The organism is Caulobacter sp. GW821-FHT11E11, assembly GCF_058808315.1.
In genome coordinates, this window is record NZ_JBXARO010000005.1 from 15,991 (window position 1) to 33,413 (window position 17,423).

General features: G+C 68.7%; 15 protein-coding genes. 9 read left to right on the forward strand and 6 right to left on the reverse strand.

Annotated elements, in window-relative coordinates; genetic code table 11:
* The first annotated feature begins 4 nt into the window (after positions 1 to 4).
* The 3 genes from AC1RR5_RS13260 to AC1RR5_RS13270 all read left to right on the forward strand — a co-directional run bounded on the left by AC1RR5_RS13260 (position 5) and on the right by AC1RR5_RS13270 (position 4,759).
* Positions 5 to 622: a hypothetical protein gene (locus tag AC1RR5_RS13260; protein ID WP_492922120.1), complete on the forward strand. Its 618-nt coding sequence runs from the start codon at positions 5 to 7 to the stop codon at positions 620 to 622.
* Positions 623 to 1,711, forward strand: a complete 1,089-nt coding sequence (locus AC1RR5_RS13265; RefSeq protein WP_492922121.1) for a DUF2336 domain-containing protein — start codon at positions 623 to 625, stop codon at positions 1,709 to 1,711. It abuts the gene before it with no gap.
* Positions 1,712 to 1,822: 111 nt separating this feature from the next.
* Positions 1,823 to 4,759, forward strand: a complete 2,937-nt coding sequence (locus tag AC1RR5_RS13270) for a M16 family metallopeptidase (protein WP_492922122.1) — start codon at positions 1,823 to 1,825, stop codon at positions 4,757 to 4,759.
* A gap of 63 nt (positions 4,760 to 4,822) precedes the next feature.
* Here AC1RR5_RS13270 and AC1RR5_RS13275 read toward each other — a convergent pair whose 3' ends face one another.
* Positions 4,823 to 5,752, reverse strand: coding sequence for a hypothetical protein (locus AC1RR5_RS13275; RefSeq protein WP_492922123.1), 930 nt, complete (start codon positions 5,750 to 5,752; stop codon positions 4,823 to 4,825).
* 173 nt (positions 5,753 to 5,925) lie between these two features.
* On the opposite strand from AC1RR5_RS13275, the gene AC1RR5_RS13280 reads away from it, so the two are divergent.
* Positions 5,926 to 6,471: a PAS domain-containing protein gene (locus AC1RR5_RS13280; RefSeq protein ID WP_492080512.1), complete on the forward strand. Its 546-nt coding sequence runs from the start codon at positions 5,926 to 5,928 to the stop codon at positions 6,469 to 6,471.
* Here AC1RR5_RS13280 and AC1RR5_RS13285 read toward each other — a convergent pair.
* From AC1RR5_RS13285 to AC1RR5_RS13295, 3 genes are all read right to left on the reverse strand, one after another.
* On the reverse strand, positions 6,468 to 7,412 hold the full coding sequence (locus tag AC1RR5_RS13285) for an aldo/keto reductase (RefSeq protein WP_492922124.1): 945 nt from the start codon (positions 7,410 to 7,412) through the stop codon (positions 6,468 to 6,470). The genes AC1RR5_RS13280 and AC1RR5_RS13285 overlap by 4 nt on opposite strands.
* An 11-nt stretch (positions 7,413 to 7,423) precedes the next feature.
* On the reverse strand, positions 7,424 to 9,091 hold the full coding sequence (locus AC1RR5_RS13290; RefSeq protein ID WP_492922125.1) for a choline dehydrogenase: 1,668 nt from the start codon (positions 9,089 to 9,091) through the stop codon (positions 7,424 to 7,426).
* Between the two features lie 354 nt (positions 9,092 to 9,445).
* Entirely contained in the window at positions 9,446 to 9,976 is a 531-nt protein-coding gene (locus AC1RR5_RS13295) for a gamma carbonic anhydrase family protein (protein ID WP_492922126.1), read from the reverse strand.
* 312 nt (positions 9,977 to 10,288) lie between these two features.
* Here AC1RR5_RS13295 and AC1RR5_RS13300 point away from each other — a divergent pair, with 312 nt between their 5' ends.
* From AC1RR5_RS13300 to AC1RR5_RS13310, 3 genes are all read left to right on the forward strand, one after another.
* Entirely contained in the window at positions 10,289 to 11,092 is an 804-nt protein-coding gene (locus AC1RR5_RS13300; protein WP_492922127.1) for a PhoH family protein, read from the forward strand.
* Positions 11,093 to 11,176: 84 nt separating this feature from the next.
* Positions 11,177 to 13,171 (forward strand): OPT family oligopeptide transporter, encoded by a 1,995-nt coding sequence (locus tag AC1RR5_RS13305; RefSeq protein ID WP_492922128.1) that lies wholly within the window; start codon positions 11,177 to 11,179, stop codon positions 13,169 to 13,171.
* 10 nt (positions 13,172 to 13,181) lie between these two features.
* Entirely contained in the window at positions 13,182 to 13,829 is a 648-nt protein-coding gene (locus tag AC1RR5_RS13310) for a glutathione S-transferase family protein (protein ID WP_492922129.1), read from the forward strand.
* Here AC1RR5_RS13310 and AC1RR5_RS13315 read toward each other — a convergent pair.
* Complete coding sequence (locus AC1RR5_RS13315) at positions 13,823 to 14,512, reverse strand: GNAT family N-acetyltransferase (RefSeq protein WP_492922130.1); 690 nt, start codon at positions 14,510 to 14,512, stop codon at positions 13,823 to 13,825. The genes AC1RR5_RS13310 and AC1RR5_RS13315 overlap by 7 nt on opposite strands.
* Positions 14,513 to 14,625: 113 nt before the next feature.
* Here AC1RR5_RS13315 and AC1RR5_RS13320 point away from each other — a divergent pair, with 113 nt between their 5' ends.
* On the forward strand, positions 14,626 to 15,456 hold the full coding sequence (locus AC1RR5_RS13320) for a hypothetical protein (RefSeq protein WP_492922131.1): 831 nt from the start codon (positions 14,626 to 14,628) through the stop codon (positions 15,454 to 15,456).
* Here the strand turns inward: AC1RR5_RS13320 and AC1RR5_RS13325 are convergent.
* A complete protein-coding gene (locus tag AC1RR5_RS13325) occupies positions 15,453 to 16,061 on the reverse strand; it encodes a TetR/AcrR family transcriptional regulator (protein WP_492922132.1) in 609 nt (202 codons plus the stop codon). The genes AC1RR5_RS13320 and AC1RR5_RS13325 overlap by 4 nt on opposite strands.
* A gap of 76 nt (positions 16,062 to 16,137) precedes the next feature.
* On the opposite strand from AC1RR5_RS13325, the gene AC1RR5_RS13330 reads away from it, so the two are divergent.
* On the forward strand, positions 16,138 to 17,421 hold the full coding sequence (locus AC1RR5_RS13330; protein WP_492922133.1) for an MFS transporter: 1,284 nt from the start codon (positions 16,138 to 16,140) through the stop codon (positions 17,419 to 17,421).
* The last annotated feature ends 2 nt before the right edge of the window (positions 17,422 to 17,423 follow it).

A 17,423-nucleotide genomic window follows, 5' to 3' on the forward strand; every position in this document is an offset into this window, starting at 1 on the left:
GCTCATGCGCGCCGCCGTTCTCATCGCCGTCCTTGCCTGCGCCGCTACCGCCGCGCACGCCGAAGGCTCGCGCGAGAGCCGGTACGGCCCCGCGCCGGAACGCGCTTCCAAGCCCATGAACGGCCGCGCGCCCGGCTATACCGGCCAGACCTATACCGGTCGCAGCCTGGGCTGGAGCGGCAAGCGCGAGATCGCACCGCAGGCCGCTCAGACCGCCGCCCGGACTCAGCCCTGGTGGGCGCAGTCGGCCCCGCAGGCGCCTCAGCCGCCGCAAACGCCGCAGGCCCGCACCGCCTTCCAGCCGCAGGCTCCGGCCTACGCGCCTCAAGCCCCTCTGCCGCAGAGCATTTACGACGCCCCGCAAGCTCCGACCGCGCCTGTGGCCCAAGCTCACGCCTATCAGCCCCCGCGGCAGGCCAGCCTGCCCGGCGGCCAGATCGGCGCGCGCACCTATTCCGTCGGTCGCCAGTTCGGCATGACTCCTGACGCCATTCCCGACGCCGGTCCGCCGCGCATGGTCCTGATCGCCCCACCGGCCTCCGCGCCGGACGACGAGGACAAGCCGCGCGACGACGATGACCGCGATTGGCCGAGCAAATCCAAGAAGGACAGCGACCAGTAGATGCAGTCGCGCCTCAACGACCTGATCGCCCTGGCCAACGAGCCCTCCAGCGCCAAGCGCCGGGAGCTGCTGCGCGGCGTCACCGACATGCTGTTCGCCGCCGACGGCGCCAACGCCGTCGAGATGGCCCTGTTCGACCAGGTGCTGGGCCAGTTGGCCGGCGAGATGGAAGAGGCCGTCCAGGTCGAACTGGCCGAACGCCTGGGCGAGGCCCCGGCCGCGCCGCGCGGCGTCACGCGCACCCTGGCTTCGGGCTCGATCACCGTGGCCGAGCCGATCCTGCGCAGCTCCACCGCCCTGACCGACGAGGACCTGGTTCACGTAGCCCGCACCAAGGGCCAGGATCACCTGCGCGCGATCTCGCAGCGCCCCAGCGTGTCCAGCACCGTGTCCGACGCCATCGTGGCGCGCGGCGACGACGACACCTTGGGCGTCCTGCTGCGCAACGAAGGCGCGGTGCTGTCGCGTGAGGCGCACGAGACCGTCGTCGACCGCGCCGCCGCCAACCCGGCCCTGCACGACGCCGTCGTCGACCGTCACAGCCTGCCGGTCGACCTGCTGAACGAGATGTACTTCGTGGTCGAGGCGCGCCTGCGCGACCGGATCATGGAAAAGAACGCCGGCGTCGATCCCGCCGTGCTCGAGGCGGCCCTGTCGGCCGGCCGCAAGAAGGTCGCGGTCGAGGACGGCGCGCTGCCGGCCGACCATGCCGAGGCTGAGGCCGAGTTCCGCACCATCCGCGCCAAGGCCCAGGTCTCGCCGCAGATGCTGGCCAACATGCTGCGCGGCAAGAAGACCACCCTGTTCCTGGTGGCCCTGGCCGACATGGCCGATGTCGATTTCCACACCGCCCGCCGCATCCTGGACCGGCGCGAAATGGACGCCCTGTCGGTGATCTGCAAGGCGGCCGATTTCGACCGCTCGCTGTTCCTGACCTTCGCCCTGCTGATCCTCGAGCCGACCGACGACGTCATGCTCAAGGCCAAGAGCTATGGCGAGCTCTATTCCGCCCTGCCGCGCGAGTCGGCGCTGCGCACGATCCGCTTCTGGCGCCTACGCCGGCAAACGGGCGACGTGGCGGCCGCCTAGACACCTCTCGCGTCGAGGGAATAAGGCGCAAACCCGCCGCTCTCGCGCCTTGCGTGCGCCATGTGGGACAGCCAAGGTGCGCGCCTTGTCTACTCCTGCCCTGGATTCTCGATGATCAGCGCTTCGCGCTTGGCGCTCGTCGCCGCCGCCGGCCTTTCGGTCGCCGCCTGCTCGCACCTTCCCAAGCCTCACCTGCCCGATCTGCCTCTGCTGAAGAAGGAAGCGTCCGGCCCGGCGATCCCGGAGGCGCCGCCGCTGGCCGGCCCGAAGGTCGCCGACCTGAAGCCGGGGCAATGGGCCCAGGAGATCTCGGACGTCGCGGTCGATCCGTCCTGGCGCTTCGGCACGCTGCCCAACGGCATGCGCTACGCCATCCGCAAGAACGCCACCCCGCCCGGCCAGGCGTCCCTGCGCCTGTGGTTCGACGCCGGCTCGCTGATGGAAGCCGACGACCAGCAGGGCCTGGCCCACTTCCTGGAGCACATGGCCTTCAACGGCTCCAAGAACGTGCCCGAGGGCGAGATGGTCAAGATCCTGGAGCGCCACGGCCTGGCGTTCGGGGCCGACACCAACGCCTCGACCAGCTTCGACGAGACCACCTACCAGCTGGACCTGCCCAAGTCGGACGACGCCACGGTCGACACCTCGCTGATGTTGCTGCGCGAAGCGGCCGGCGAGCTGACCATCGCCCCCGACGCCGTCGACCGCGAGCGCGGCGTGGTGATGTCCGAGCAGCGCACCCGCGACACTCCCGGCTACCGCGTCGCCATCGCCACCCTGTCGGCGCAGATGGAAGGCCAGCTGCCGCCCAAGCGCATCCCGATCGGCAAGACCGAGATCCTCAAGTCCGCGCCCGCCCAGCGCATCCGCGACTTCTACGAGGCGTATTACCGCCCCGAGCGCGCGACCCTGGTGGCCGTCGGCGACTTCGACGTCGACGCCATGGAAGCCAAGATCAAGGCCAAGTTCGGCGACTGGGCCGGCAAGGGCGCCAACGGCAAGAACCCCGACCTTGGCCCCGTGGCCAAGCGCGGCCCGACCGCCAAGCTGCTGGTCGAGGCGGGCGCGCCGTGGTCGGTGCAGATGACTTGGACCCGCAAGCCCGACGGCCTGCTGGAGACCAAGGCCGTCGACGAGCGCGACACGCTGGAGAACCTGGCCTTCGCGGTGCTGAACCGCCGCCTGCAGGCCATCGGCCGCTCGGCCGAGCCGCCCTTCATCGCCGGCGGCGCCTTCAAGGGCGACCAGTACGGCGCGGTCCGAGTGACGACCTTCGGCGCCACCGCCCAGCCGACCCGCTGGCGCGAGGCCATGGCCTCGCTGGACGCCGAGCAGCGCCGCGCCGTGCAGTACGGCGTGCGCCAGGACGAGCTGGACCGCGAGATCGCCAGCATGCGCGCGGCCCTGGTCGCCGCCGCCGCCGGCGAGGCCACCCAGCGCACGCCCGGCCTGGCCAACCAGCTGGTCGGCACCCTGGGCGACGGCGAGGTGATCACCTCGCCCAGCCAGAACCTGGCCTTCTTCGACCAGTTGGTGAAAGGCCTGACCGCCGAACGTGTCAGCGCCGTGCTGAAGTCGTCCTTCGCCGGCTCGGGTCCGCTGATCGTCATCGCCGCCCCGGCGACTATCGAGGGCGGCGAACCGGCGATCCTCAAGGCCTATGACGAGGTCAAGAGCCAGCCGGTGACCCCGCCAGCCGCGCCGGGCGTGACGGTCTGGCCGTATTCCAGCTTCGGCCCGACCGGCAAGGTCGCCGAGCAGAAGGACGTCAGCGACCTGGACGCCGTCTTCATCCGCTTCGAGAACGGGGTGAAGCTGACGGTCAAGCCGACCAAGTTCCGCGACGACCAGGTGCTGGTGAAGGTCCGCGCCGGCCACGGCCTGCTGGACATGCCGTCCGACAAGCAGAGCCCGCTGTGGTCGGGTAGCGCCTTCATCGAGGGCGGCCTCAAGCAGATCAACGCCTCCGACATGGAGCGCGTGCTGACCGGCAAGATCTGGAACGCCAATCTGGGCGTCGAGGACGACGCCTTCGTGCTGAGCGGCCGCACGCGTCCCGAGGACCTGTCGACCGAGCTGCAGGTGCTGGCCGCCTTCGCCACCGAGCCCGGCTGGCGTCCGGAGGCCTTCAGCCGCGTCAAGACCGCCTACGGCACGGCGCACGACCAGCTGCAGAGCACGACCGGCGGCGTCATCAGCCGCGACCTGGGCGGGCTGATGCACGACGGCGACCAGCGCTGGACCTTCCCATCGCGCGAACAGATCGCCGGCGCGTCGCTGGCCGAACTGCGCACCATCGTCGACAATCCGCTGACCAAGGGCGACCTGGAGATCGTCATTGTCGGCGACACCACGGTCGAGAAGGCGATCACCGCCGTGGCCGACACCTTCGGCGCCCTGCCCGCCCGTCCGGGCGACCCCGCCCTGGCCGGCGCCGAGAAGGCGCCGTTCCCGGCCCCGGCGACCGCGCCGGTGCTGCGCACCCACAAGGGCCGCGCCGACCAGGCGGCCCTGTTCATGGTCTGGCGCACGGACGACCTGTTCTCGAACCTGCAGCGCTCGCGCGATGTCTCGATCCTGGGCCAGGTGGTGCAGCTGCGCCTGATCGACGAACTGCGCGAGAAGCAGGGCGCGACCTACTCGCCCAACGCCTCGTCGACGTCCAGTGTCACCTTCAAGAACTGGGGCTATCTGGGCGTCAGCATGGAAGTGCCGCCCGAGAAGCTGGACGGCGTGGTCGCCTCGATCCGCAAGATCGCCGCCGACCTGCGCGACAAGCCGATCACCGACGACGAGCTGGAGCGGGCCAAGAAGCCGCGTATCGACTCGATCGAAAAGGCCCGCGTGACCAACGAGTACTGGCTGGGCACGCTGTCGGGCGCCCAGGACGACCCGCGCCTGCTGGACGCCACCCGCTCGGTGGTCGCCGGCCTGACCCGCGTCACCCCGGCCGACGTGCAGCGCGCCGCCAAGACCTATCTGGGCGACGACAAGTCGTGGCTGCTGCTGGTGAAGCCGGAAGCGGCGGCCCCGGCCGCGGCGAAGTAGGACACAGCAAAAAGGCCCTCCCGATCGGGAGGGCCTTTTCAGTTTTGGCCTTGGCTTGGCGTCCTAGTAGACGACCCCGCCGACGCCGCCGTCCAGGCTGAAGCTGGTGGTCAGGCTCTGGCGTTCCTGCACCGTCTCCTCGCGGTAGGCGGTGTACTTCTCGGTGGTGATGATCGTCAGGATCTTCACGCCGGCGCCGAAGCGGCGCAGCAGCGAGCGCTCGTTGCAATCGCGGGCCGGACGTTGCGGGCGGCAGGTCAGCGTGCCCTGGCCCTGACCGGCGCCAGGGACGTGGTAGAGCGACTCGTTCTTCTGGCAGATGTAGGTCTGGCCTGCGCCGCCGGTCGAGATGTCGATCTGGCCCGAATAGTCGGCGATCACGTACTGCATGCGCGAGCCGGCGATGCAGCGATAGAGCTCGCCGTCATACAGGTCGTCGATGTCGCGGTCGGGCGTGACCTGCGAGGCCGGGTGGGGCACGTCGCGGTCGTCCAGGCAGACGGCGCGGATGATCACGCGGCGCGTGCGGGTGCGGGTGGCTTCATAGGCCTGGCGACGGCGAGCTTCGCCGCCCTCGACGTTCAGGCCTTGGATGTAGCCGCTGGCCATCGGGCCGGAATAGTAGCCGCCGTGACCGCCACCGCCGTAGTAGTTGACGGTGCCCGAGGTCGAGCCGGCCAGCGAACCGGCGCCCGAGGACGCGCCCGAGCTGGCTCCGGCGTTAGCGGTCGCCGACGCATTGGCGTTCACGATCACGGTCGCGCCGATGTTCACGTTGACGCCGGGAATGTTGACGTTGTGACCACCGCCGCAGCAGCCGGTCGGCGGCGCGGGCGGTTTCGGCGGGGCCGGAGGGGGCTTGCAGCACGCCGGTGGAGTCGGCGTGCAGCCGCTGTTGCACTGCGCCCAGGCCGCACCGCCGATCAGCAGCCCGCCCAGGAGCGCGCCCAGGGCGATCACCCAGTTCCGCGTGTTCAGTTTCGGCGCCTTCATCGGCGGTTCCCTTCGCATCGGGTCGTTCCGCTTATGGTTAAGCAAGAAACGGGCCGAGACCCGCCGTCCCGCTGGATTGCGCCAGAATGGGACGGTCAGGGCCTTGGCCCGGTTCTCCCAGCAAGCCTCGTGCGGCCGAAAAACAGCCGTGAGTGACCCGCCAGGGGACGACGATGTTCCATCCAAGCACGGAACGGTTGATAGACTATTGGCGAGACAAGAAGGGCGACGCCGCCCTGCCCCGCCGCACGGACGTCAATCCGGGGGATTTCCTGGAGCTGCTGCCGCAGGTGTTCATCCTGGGCCGTGACGGCGGCAAGCTGCCGTTCCGCCTGGCCGGCGGCTTCGTTTCCGACCTGCACGCCCGCGACCTGCGTGGCCAGGACGCCTTGTCCCTCTGGGCTTTGGCGCATCGCCTGGAGCTGAAGAGCGCTCTGGACGTCGCGCGCAAACGCCGCACGCCGCTGGTGGTCACCGCCGACATCCGCGCCCACGGCGTGCCCTCGGTGGGCATGGAGGTGCTGTTCGCCCCGCTGCAGGGCGCGAGCGGTGAGACTGATCGCTTCCTGGGCCTCTACACCCCGATCGCCATGATGGCCCGCTTGATGGGTCGCCCCGCCTATGAGCTGGGCATCCGCGAGATCAAGCCGCTGGGCGACGGCAATGCGGACATGCCGCGCCTGCGCCTGGCGACCTTGGACGGGCGAGCGATCGCTTAACGACCGGCTTCGTCCAGCCGTTTCCAGACGTCACCCGGCAATTCCAGCCGGGCCGCGCCCATCAGTTCGTCCAGCTGCTCGACCGAGGTCGCGCTGGCCAGCGGCGCGGTGATGGCCGGGTGAGCCATGATCCAGGCCAGGGCGACCTGGGCCTGTGAGGCGCCGACTTCCGCCGCCGCCTCATCCAGGGCCGCCAGCACCGCCCGCCCCTTGTTGTTCCAGTAGTCGCGCAGGATCGTCCGCGCCCGCGCCTTGCCCTCGAAGTCGGCTTCGGTGCGGTACTTGCCGCTCAGGAACCCGGCGGCCAAGCCATAGAACGGGATGATCCCCATCCCCTCGGCCTGCGTCAGGTCCGCCAGCGCGCCCTCGACCTGATCGCGGTCGACCAGGTTGAACTTCGGCTGGATAGTCTCGTAGCGCGTCAGGCCCTTGGCCTTGGACGCTTCCAGGCTGGCCTTCAGCCGCTCGGGCGAGAAGTTCGAGGCGCCCACCGCTCGCACCTTGCCGGCCTTCACCAGGCGGCCGAAGGCCTCCAGCGTCTCGTCGATCGGGGTGTCGGCGTCGTCCTGGTGCGACTGGTAGAGGTCGATGTAGTCGGTCTGCAGGCGCTTGAGCGAGCCCTCGACCGCCGCCTCGATATTGGCGGCCGACAGGCCCGGCTGCTTGGGCCACATCGCGACCTTGGTCAGGATCAGCACCTTGTCGCGCTTGCCGCCAGCCTTGAGCCAGCGCCCGATCACGCCCTCGGATTCGCCGCCCTCGTGGCCCGGAACCCAGGCCGAATAGACGTCGGCCGTGTCGACGGCGTTGAAGCCGCCGTCGACGAAGGCGTCCAGCAGGCGGTGCGAGGTCGCCTCGTCCGCCGTCCAGCCGAACACGTTGCCGCCGAACACCAGCGGCGCGGTGGAAAGGCCCGAACGGCCGAGCGGACGGTGACGCATGCGAGCTTCCTCTACTCGGCGGCCACGGCGCGGCCGTCCTCAAACACGGGTACGTCTAGCGCGCCCAGCGGGGCCTTGCCCAGCAACAGGTCCGCCGCCTTCTCCGCGATCATCAGGGTCGGGGCGTTGGTGTTGCCGCCGATCAGGTTGGGCATGACCGAAGCGTCGATGACCCGCAGGCCCTGCAGGCCCTGGACCTTCAGCTGGTCGTCGACCACCGCCAGCGGATCACCGGCCACGCCCATGCGGCAGGTGCCGACCGGGTGGTAGATCGTCTCGGCCTTGGCGCGGATCCAGGCGTCCAGGTCGGCGTCGGTGCGGACATCCGCGCCCGGCGCGTACTCGGCGTCGCGATACGGATCGAAGGCGGCCTGGGCCACCGTCTCGCGGGCGATGCGCACGCCCTCGCGGATGGCGCGGCGGTCCTCGTCCGTGGCCAGATAGTTGGCCAGGATGGTCGGATCGGCGAACGGATCGGCCGAGCGCAGGCCGACCTTGCCCCGGCTCTCGGGCCGCAGCTGGCAGACGTGCAGGGTGAAGCCATCCTTCTCGACCACCGTCTTGCCGTGGTCCTGCATGATCGCCAGCACGCCGTGGATCTGCAGGTCGGGCCGGTCCAGATCGGGCCGCGACTTCAGAAACGCCCCGCTCTCCAGGAACTGCTGCCGGCCCAGGCCCTTGCCGAAGACCATGTAGTTCAGGCCCACGCCCAGCTTGTTCAGGCCCTTGTTGGCCGAATAGGCGGTCTTGAGGTTCTTGGCGGTCCACGAGACGCAGACGTCCAGGTGGTCCTGCAGGTTGGCGCCGACGCCCTTGGACTCGTGGACCACGGCGATGCCATGGGCCTTCAGATCCTCCGGCGCGCCGATGCCCGACAGCTGCAGGATATGCGGCGACTGCACCGCGCCGGCGCTCAGCAGCACCTCGGCGTCGGCATAGGCGGTCTGTTTTTCGGCGGCCTTGCCGACCACGTAGTCGACGCCGACCGCCCGGCCCTTCTCGACGATGATCCGGGTCGTGCGCGCCTCGGTCACGACGGTCAGATTCGGGCGCGACAGGGCCTGCGTCAGATAGGCCATGGCCGCGCTCCAGCGCTTGCCGTCATGGATGGTCAGGTCGTAGGGCCCGAAGCCCTCCTGCTGGAAGCCGTTGAAGTCCTTGGTGGTCTTGTAGCCTGCCTGGCGGCCGGCCTCGACCAGGGCGCCGTAGAAGGGACTGTCGCTCTCGCCCTTCGACACCCGCAGCGGACCTGCCCCGCCGTGATAGGCGTCGCCGCCGGCGTGGTGGTGTTCCGAGCGCTTGAAGTACGGCAGCACCTCCGCATACGACCAGCCGGTCAGGCCCATCTGCCGCCACTGGTCGTAGTCGCGCGCATGGCCGCGGATATAGATCATGCCGTTGATGGCCGAGGATCCGCCCAGGCCCTTGCCGCGTGGCCACCACAGCTTGCGGTCGTTCAGGTGCGGCTCGGCCTCGGTCCAGAAGCCCCAGTTCTGCTCGCCCTTGTCCTTGATCAGCTGGCCCACGCCGGCGGGCATCTTGACCAGGATCGAGCTGTTCTTGCCGCCGGCCTCCAGCAGCAGGACCTTGATGTTGGGATCTTCCGTCAGCCTCGCGGCCAGCACGCAGCCGGCCGAACCGGCGCCGATGACGACGTAATCAAAGCGTTCGCTGGCCATGGCCCCGACGCCCTCCCTCGAAGGTTATCATTGTTAAGCCAGAGATTGGTCCGGCTTTTCGCGCCGCGCAAGCTTCCCCGGCGACCAATGTTCTTCAGTCGGAAAACGCGCGTTCTAGCTTCCGCTCAACTCGATACAATGCCAATACTACCTATGGACGAACGGATGCGGTGCGCCGCGCCGTCTCGCCGCGAATGACGCCTCCTCGCGGCGGGCTCTTCTCGCGCAGTGCCCGCGCGAGGAGCGGGAGCGCCGCCCTCATCCCCCAAGCAGCGGGTGGCGCTCCCAAGCTTCTGACATTTTTCTGGGCGCGCGACGGGCGCCAAAACCAGCGGCCACTTTTGGCTGTCGCGCTTAGGCGACCACCTTCAGGTCGCGGACATAGCGCTTCCAGTTCTCGACATAGTGCAGGGCCGAGCCCTGCAGGATCATGGTGTGGTGCTCGCTGACCTCGCGCACCACCTTGCCCGGCGCGCCCATGACCATCGAGTTGTCCGGGATCTCCTTGCCCTCGGTGATCAGGGCCCCGGCGCCGATCAGGCAGTTCTTCCCGATCTTGGCCCCGTTCAGCACGATCGACCCGATGCCGATCAGCGAGCCGTCGCCGATCGTGCAGCCATGCAGCATCACCATGTGACCGATGGTCACGTTGGCGCCGATGGTCAGAGGCACGCCAAGATCAGTGTGGAGAACCGAGCCGTCCTGGACATTGCTGTTCTCACCGATGGTGATCGGATCGTTGTCCCCGCGCACGACGCTGCCCCACCAAATACTGGCGCTCTTCTTGAGAATCACATTGCCCATCACGCTGGCCGTCGGCGCGATCCAGTATTCGTCCTGTGCCGGAAGCGTGGGCACAAGGGCGCCCAGGGAATAGACAGTCATCCGTATGCCTCGTTTTCTTGGGCGCGATTTCTCGGTTAACCCCTCAGAAACCACGATGCCCCATTGTAGTCGTGCGATTCGAGAGGGAACATTCCTCCAGCGGGATGATTCTTCTCTCGTAACGGGTCGGGGGCGACCACCGCCATCGACCCACCCGCTGACGAAGAAGGTGTCGCTCTTGGCGTTCCGGCGTACAGCACCGCCTATCGGAAGCCCCTCCGGGCCGCCTCGCCGCGCACGCGACTTCGTCTCCATCTTCCAGCTCACCGACAAGGACGACGCCTTTTGGCCTCGTCCTTTTTTATTGCCCTCATGGAGGCTTTGATGACCAAGCGAGCCCTGAAGCGGATGGCGCGCGAAGGCGCGTATGAGACCGGCCAATATGGTGATGACGCCAAGGTGCGTCGCCTGCCGATCGATGTTCGCGAGCGTGGGAATGCGTGGAATCCTCTCGGGCACGACGGCGCGCCCAATAATCCAGAGCGCGATCAGAGCTACCTAAAAACCATAAAACCAAAATCGCCAGGCCAGGCTCAGTTGATGGAAGCCATCGACGAGAAGAACCTGGTCATGGCGCTGGGTCCGGCCGGCACCGGCAAGACCTACATCGCCATCTCCAAGGCCGTCGAAGCGCTGGAAGCCGGCAAGGTCAGCCGCATCGTCCTGTCGCGCCCCGCCGTCGAGGCCGGCGAGTCGATCGGTTACCTGCCGGGCGACATGGAAGACAAGCTGGCCCCTTATCTGCGCCCACTCTACGACGCCCTGACCGACCGCCTGTCGGTCAAGCGCATGCGGGCCCTGATGTCGGAAGGCGCCATCGAGATCGCCCCGGTCGGCTTTATGCGCGGCCGCACCCTGAACAACGCCTTCGTGGTCATCGACGAGGCCCAGAACTGCACCTACATGCAGCTGAAGATGCTGCTGACGCGCCTGGGCTGGCACTCGACCATGGTCGTCACCGGCGATCCGAACCAGTCGGACCTGCTGCCCGGCATCTCGGGCCTGGCCGACGTGGCCCAGCGGTTCGAGGAAGTCGCCAACATCGCCGTGGTCCGCCTGGCCGACCGCGACATCGTCCGCCACCCGCTGGTCGCCGAGATGCTCGGCGTCCTGTAAATTTGTAACAGCGGTTTGAACTGAGCACTTGAGTTTGGGGCGGTCGGACGTGCAAGGTCCGGCCGCCTTAATACTTTTTTGGACATGTTCATGGCCGACCTAACCGCGCCGCGCACGGAATTGACCCTCAGGGGGGTCCTCCTCGGCGTCCTGATTACCCTCGTCTTCACCGCCGCCCAGGTCTATCTGGGCCTCAAGGTCGGCCTGACCTTCGCCACCTCGATCCCCGCCGCCGTCATCTCGATGGCCCTGCTGCGGGCGTTCAAGACCTCGACCATCCAGGAAAACAACATCGTCCAGACGATCGCGTCCGCCGCTGGCACGCTGTCGTCGGTGATCTTCGTCCTGCCGGGCCTGCTGATGATCGGCTGGTGGTCGAACGTGCCGTTCCTGCCCACCTTCGGCGCCTGCGCCGTCGGCGGCATCCTGGGCGTCATGTACACCATCCCCCTGCGCCGGGCCCTGGTGACCAACTCGAACCTCCCCTATCCCGAAGGCGTCGCCGCCGCCGAAGTGCTGAAGGTCGGCACCGGCTCGCGTGAAGGCCAGGCCGAGGGCAAGGCGGGCCTGGCCGCCGTCAGCATGGGCGCGATCGCTTCGGCCCTGTTCGGCGCCCTGGCCGCCGCCAAGCTGTTCGCCGCCGAGGTCGCGGGCTACTTCAAGTTCAAGGCCGGCGCGGGCGCGTCGGGCCTGGGCGCCTCCAGCTCGCTGGCCCTGATGGGCGCGGGCCATCTGATGGGCATCACCGTCGGCGTCGCCATGTTCGCCGGCCTGTTCATCGCCTGGGCGATCCTGGTGCCGATCCTCACCGTCGCCACCCCGATGCCGGGCGCGGACGCCGCCACCCACGCCCTGACCGTCTGGAAGACCCAGGTGCGCTTCCTGGGCGCGGGCGTCATCGGCGCCGCCGCCATCTGGACCCTGGGCAAGCTGGTCGGCCCGATCACCGCCGGCCTGAAGTCGGCCCTGGCCGCCGCCAAGGCCCGCAAGAGCGGCGATGGCGACATCCCCCGCGTCGAGCAGGACATCCCGATCGGCATCGTCGGCCTCGTCTCGCTGATCCTGATGGCTCCGGCCGGCTGGTTCCTGGCCCACTTCCTGGTCGGCGGCCCGATCGCCAGCCTGACCGTGCCGCTGGTCGCCATCGGCATCGGCTACCTGATCGTCGCCGGCCTGCTGGCCGCCGCCGTCTGCGGCTACATGGCCGGCCTGATCGGCTCGTCCAACAGCCCGGTCTCGGGCATCGCCATCCTGACCGTGCTGGGCGCCTCGCTGATGGTCGGCATGGTCGGCCGCGGCGTGGTCGGCCCCGACGTCACCAAGGCTCTGATCGCCTACGCCCTGTACGCCACCACCTGCGTGCTAGCCGTGGCCGTGGTCGCCAACGACAACCTGCAGGACCTCAAGACCGGCCAGCTGGTCGACGCCACCCCGTGGAAGCAGCAGGTCGGCCTGATCATCGGCGTCATCTCGGGCGCCGTGGTCATCCCGTTCGTGCTGGAACTGCTGAACCGCTCGAACGGCTTCGCCGGCGCGCCCAACCTGCAGGCCATCTCGGACGAGCCCCTGGCCGCGCCACAGGCCACCCTGATCTCGACCCTGGCCAAGGGCGTTCTGGGCGGTGACTTGAACTGGACGCTGCTGGGCGTCGGGGCCCTGATTGGCCTGGCCCTGGTGGCCGTCGACACCATCCTGCGCAAGACCAGCAAGGACCGCTACAGCCTGCCGCCCCTGGGCGTGGGCCTGGCCATCTACCTGCCGAGCTCCGTCACGGCCCCGGTCGTGGTCGGCGCCGTCGCCGGCTGGCTGTTCGAGAAGATCGTCGCCAAGGACCGCGCGGCCGAGCCGGCCAAGCGCCTGGGCGTGCTGATCGCCTCGGGCTTCATCGTCGGCGAGAGCCTGTTCAACGTGGCCCTGGCCCTGCTGATCGTCACGACCAACAAGGGCGAGCCACTGGCCCTGCCCTTCGCCCCGCCCGAGCATGTCGGCATGATCCTGTCGCTGATCGCTGCGGCCTTCGTGGTCATCGGTCTGTACCGCTGGGCCCGCAAGGCCGGCGCCAAGGCGCTGGAAGCCTAGGGTAAGACGGATGTTGAAGGTCTGGGGCCGCCGCTCCTCCTTCAATGTCCAGAAGGTGCTGTGGCTCGTGGGGGAGCTTGATCTTCCCCACGAGCCCATCCCCGCCGGCGGCGACTTCGGCGGACTGAACGACCCTGACTTCCTGACCATGAACCCGCACGGACGGGTGCCGGTCATCGATGGCGACGGCGTGGTCGTCTGGGAATCCCACGCCATCCTCCGCTACCTGGCCGCCCACTACGGCGGCCCGGCGTGGTGGCCCGAGACCCCCGCCGCGCGCGCCGAGGCCGACGGCTGGATGGACTGGGCTCAGACCGCCCTGCAACGCGACTTTCTGACTGGTGTCTTCTGGGGCTGGTATCGGACACCCGCCGCCGAACACGATACGGCTGCCATCGAGGCCGCCCTGACCGCCTGCGCCCGTCACTTCAGCCTACTGGACAAGATCCTGGCCGACCGGCCGTTCCTGGGCGGCGAAGCGCCGAGCCTGGCCGATATCCCGACGGGCACGCACCTCTATCGCTACTACGAGCTTGAGATCGACCGCCCGAAGACGCCGAACGTCGAGGCCTGGTACGCACGTCTTCAGAGACGCCCCGCCTATCGCGACGCCGTCATGGTCCCGTTCGATGAGATGAAGGGCCGGCTGGCCTACTGATCCGCCGGCTTCAGGATCGTGAACCGCACCTCTGCCCGCCCCCGATAGCCCAGCGACTCGTACAGCCCGATCGCCGTGGTGTTGTCGGCGTAGCTGTGCAGGAAGGCGTTCTCGCCAGTCGCCAGGATCCGCGCCGTGACCTCGCGCAGCAGGCGGGCGGCATAGCCCTTGCCGCGATGGTCGGGGTGGACGCAGACGCCGCTGGCTTCGGTGAAGCCGTCGGGACGCATGCGTTCGCCCGCCATGGCGACAAGCTGGCCGTCCACGCGCACGCCGATGAAGCGGCCCAGTTGGTGGGTGCGGGTGAAGAACGGTCCTGGCTTGGTCAGGGTGGCCAGCGCCAGCATCTCGGCCGCGTCGGCGTCGTCCAGCGGCAGCATGTCGAACGCGACGTCCCAAGCCGGCGCGACGGTCTCGGCCACCATCTGCAGGCACAGGGTGTTGGACACGATCTGCGTCCCGGGCGGCGCCGGCGGGGTGTCGAGTTCGACCAGGCCCACGGTTCCCATCTCGCGCACCAACGCGCCCAGGGCGGCCAGGTTCTCGGGGCTGCGATCGACCGTGGCGGCGAACAGGCCGTAGTCCGGATTCATCCGCACCGCCCCATCGCGGCGTACGGCCAGATGGCTCTGACGGCCGTTCAGGGTGGCGAAGACGGGGCGGTCGAGGATGTGGGCGCTCATGGGCCTGATCTTTCACGTTTGGGCGACCACGGCCAAGCCTGCTCTACTCAACCGGAAATGTTGTTGTGCGACGCCGCGCCGACTAGGGTCGCGGGCAGCTTCGAGGAGACGCCGTGAAAGCCGCCGCCCTGCTGATCGCCCTGGTCCTGTGCGTCGGGACCAGCGCCCGCGCCGCCCCGCCGGAACCGCCCATTCCGACCCCGCCGGAGCTGGACCAGTTGTACGACGGCTATGACCTGCGCACCGTCTACCAGCTATGGCGCCATTGGATCGAGCGGCAGAAGGGCGAGGTGACAGAGGCGATGATCGCCAAGCCCGACACCATTCCCGACGAGACCGCCATCGCCGCGCCGCTGATGGTCTTCAAGGGCTTCGGCGACCTGGGCCAATTCATCAGCGGCGATCTGCGGACCTATTGCCGGCCGACGCTGCCCTACGGCTTCGACCGCGCGACCTGCCACTATGTCCTTCGCTCGGCGACCGTGCCGATCCACGTCGGCTTCGCCGACGACGCGCCGAGCCGCTGGATGCGCAAGACCTTCGAACCGGCCCGGCTGGCCGTTCACCTGAAGGCCGAGGGCCTCTCGCCCAATACCAACTGGTGGATGGCCGATCGGGCGCGCCTGTTCGCCCGGCATCCTTCGGCCGCCGAGATGCTGCGCGCGGAAGGCAAGATCGCGCGGATCGATTCCCGCCAGTGCCCGGCGATGGCCAAGGCGATACTGGCCATGGAACGCAAGACGCTGGTCGCGCCGGTCGATTTCTGGACGGTCGGCGAGCCGAGCACCCTGATCCCGCCCCAGCCGCACGCCGCCATCTGGACCTACAAGCTCGAGCTGATGGTGGGCGGCCGGGGGGCTACGATCGAAAGCAGCAGCCCCTGGATCACCGACGTCGTCGGCCCCGTCTTCGACGCCGCGCGAAGCTGCGGCATGCGGGTCTAGCAGTAGGCCGCGATCAAGGCCTTCACCGCGCCCACCACCGCCTTGGCCGGCTTGTCGTCGCCGTCGAACATCTGGCTGGACGTGAAGACGCCTTCGATCAGCAGCATCATGGCGTCGCCCATGACCTTGGGATCGGACGCGCCCATCTCGGCCGCCTTGGCCTGGAGCCGCTCGCGCAGCTGCTGCTTGTGGACCTGGGAGACCTGGCGGCCGGCGTGCTGGCGGTCGGGATATTCGACCACGGCGTTGGAGAGGTTGCAGCCCCTATAGTCGTCGCCGCCCGACCGGTCGGCCAGCACCTGGAAATAGGCGATCATCTGGGCCTTGGGGTCGCTCGGATACAGCGCCTCGGCCGCCTCGAAGCGGTCCCAGAAGCCGACCTCGACCTCGCGCAGCACGGCGGCGACCAACTCGTCCTTGGACTTGTAGCTGCGATACAGGCTGGGCTTGGTCACGCCCGCCTTGGTGACGATCTCGTCGACCCCGACGGCGCGGATGCCCTCGCGATAGAACAGCTCGCGCGCCGTGTCGAAGATGCGTTCGGCCGCCCGCGGCGTGGCCGCGTACGGCCCGTTCAGTCGTTCTTCTGGGGTTCTGTCTGACATGGCTCTTGACGATGTTACTTACCGGTACGTATAGAGCTCAACAAGCCCGTACCGATCGGTTACATAGAGAGGCCGCATGACGACCGCCAGCACCCGTCAGACCCGGCGTCCGTTCGGGCAGAACTACGCCTTCGTGGTCGCCGGCGCGATCTTCTTCGCCCTGCTGGCCGCCGCCGCCCTGCGCGCCGCGCCAGGCGTGCTGATGCTGCCGCTGGAGAAGGCGTTCGGCTGGGACCGCGCCTCGATCTCGCTGGCCGCCGCCATCGGCATCTTCCTGTATGGCCTGACCGGCCCCTTCGCCGCCGCGCTGATGAACTCGTTCGGCCTGCGCAAGACCGTGACCCTGGCGCTGGTCCTGATGTCGATCTCGACGGGCCTCTCGGCCTTCATGACCGCCTCCTGGCAGTACGTGGCGACCTGGGGCGTGATGGCGGGCTTCGGCAGCGGCGCGGTGGCCATGGTGTTGGGCGCGACGGTGGTGAACCGCTGGTTCGTCGCCCGGCGCGGCCTGATGCTGGGCCTGCTGACGGCTTCGACGGCCACCGGCTCGCTGATCTTCCTCCCCGGCATGGCCCTGATCGCCGACCACGGCGGCTGGAAGCCGGTGGTCGTCACCGTCTCGATCGTCTGCCTGCTGCTGGCGCCGCTGATGTGGCTGCTGATCCCCGAGCGGCCCTCGGACGTCGGCCTCAAGCCCTATGGCGCGCCGGACGACTACGTCGCCCCCGCCCCGATCAACGCCGGCAGCGCCCTGACCTATGCTTTCGGCGCCCTGGGCCGCGCGGCCAAGACCCGGACGTTCTGGCTGCTGTTCCTGGGCTTCTTCATCTGCGGCCTGACCACTAACGGCCTGGTCGGCGTGCACATGATCGCCTTCTGCGGTGACCGGGGCATGCCCGAGGTCAAGGCCGCCGGCCTGCTGGCGCTGATGGGCCTGTTCGACCTGTTCGGCACCACCGCCTCGGGCTGGCTGACCGACCGCTATGACAGCCGCAAGCTGCTCTTCGTCTACTACGTGCTGCGCGGGCTCTCGCTGATCTACCTGCCGTTCTCGGACTTCTCGGTGGTCAGCCTGTCGGCGTTCGCGGTGTTCTACGGGCTGGACTGGATCGCCACCGTGCCGCCGACGGTGCGGCTGGCGACGGAAGCCTTCGGGGACCGCGACGGCCCCATCGTGTTCGGCTGGATCGCGGCGGGCCACCAGCTTGGCGCGGCCACGGCGGCCATCGGCGCCGGCGTCATTCGCGCCAGCCAAGGGCAGTATGTCGAGGCCTTCATCATCGCGGGCGCAGCGGGCCTGGTGGCCGGCGTCGCCTCGCTGATGATCCGCCGCGCGGCGCCCAAGCCGGTGATGGCCTAGGT